The organism is Leisingera sp. JC1, from assembly GCF_001679925.1.
GTDB lineage: Bacteria > Pseudomonadota > Alphaproteobacteria > Rhodobacterales > Rhodobacteraceae > Leisingera.
In genome coordinates, this window is sequence record NZ_LYUZ01000015.1 from 1 (window position 1) to 1,508 (window position 1,508).

Genomic DNA, 1,508 nt, shown 5'->3' on the forward strand with positions numbered 1-1,508 from the left:
GCTCTCAGATAAGCGTTCTGGCTCAACGATGTTTCAGGACGAAATCTGCCGGCATCCCGCCGTTCAGACCGTGCCCTATTCGCCGCATTCCAATCTGGAGACCCATTGGTGGCTGATGGCGGCGGTGCTGCTGCGGCGCCCGGATCAGCTGTTCAGCGCGGGACAGGCATACMGCGGCTATGGCMGCCCGGCGAATGCCCGCGCCTATATGGTGGATCTGCTGGCGCGATGCGTGCCGGATTTTCAGCCGCCGGAAGACGCCCGGGCCCTGGTCTTCGAGGGCTGGGAAGCCTTGTGCCGCACCTATGCGCGCCCGGTGTTCTTTGAAAAATCGCCGCAGTTCATTGCCCACTGGGCAGCCCTGAGCCTGATCCTGGAATGGATGCAGGCCACCAGTTTTGACGTGAAGATCGTGACAATGGTCCGCAACCCGCACGGCACGCTGTATTCCGCCGCCGCGCTCTTCGGCACCGATCCCGGCGAGCGGCAATACGGCTGGCTCGAACTCAGCCGCAATCTGCTGGCATTTGAACAGATGCTGCCCGAAGGCAGGCTCCTGCGGGTCCGCTACGAGGATCTGGTGCTGCAGCCCGCTGAAGGCTTTGCTGCAATCTGCCGGTTCATCGGCATCGGGCCTGACCCCCGGGTCGGCTCCGGCACCCATGCGAAATCCTCCGGGAAATGGAAACAGGACGGCAGCTACACGCTGCAACTTGATCCGGCGGTTCAGCAGATCGCCGGGCACTTTGGCTACAGCAGCGCAGATCTGGCCAATCCGCAAGGCACCGCTGCAGGCGCGGAGCGGAAACCGCTCAGGCGCCGGTCGCCCCGGCTGCAGGCCAACCGGCTCAGGGACAGGCTTGTGCAGCCGGCCCTGCTGCGCTTGCGCAGCGCATTTGGCCGGAAACCGGCAAAAGACGATTCACTCAGGTAACCAGGCGTGGAGTCATAATGAGTATTAACAAACAGGTATTGGTGACAGGCGGCGCAGGTTTTATCGGATCTCATTTGATCGACCGGCTGATCGCGGACGGCACCGACGTCTTATGCGTCGACAATTTTTACACCGGAACAAAACCCAACATCTACCACCTGAAGAACAACGTCCATTTCGAGCTGATACGCCACGACGTCACCTTCCCGCTCTATGTCGAGGTGGACGCGATCTTCAATCTCGCCTGCCCGGCCTCGCCGGTCCACTACCAGCACGACCCGATCCAGACCACGAAGACCAGCGTGCATGGCGCCATCAACCTGCTGGGGCTGGCCAAGCGGCTCAAGTGCCCGATCCTGCAGGCCTCCACCAGCGAAGTCTACGGCGATCCCAAGGTGAACCCGCAGCGCGAAGACTACTGGGGCAATGTCAATCCGATCGGCCCGCGGTCCTGCTACGACGAGGGCAAGCGCTGTGCGGAGACGCTGTTCTTCGATTATCACCGGCAGACCGGGCTGGACGTCAAAGTGGCGCGCATCTTCAACACCTACGGACCCAGAATGCATCCCAATGA

At 61.8% G+C, this 1,508-nt stretch carries 2 protein-coding genes; both read left to right on the plus strand.

Features of this window, described 5'->3' with window-relative positions; translation table 11 throughout:
* Positions 1-934: sulfotransferase family protein (locus A9D60_RS03580; protein ID WP_141117805.1), on the plus strand; the 934-nt coding region annotated here is incomplete at its 5' end.
* 17 nt (positions 935-951) lie between these two features.
* Positions 952-1,508: GDP-mannose 4,6-dehydratase (locus A9D60_RS03585; protein WP_141117806.1), on the plus strand; the 557-nt coding region annotated here is incomplete at its 3' end.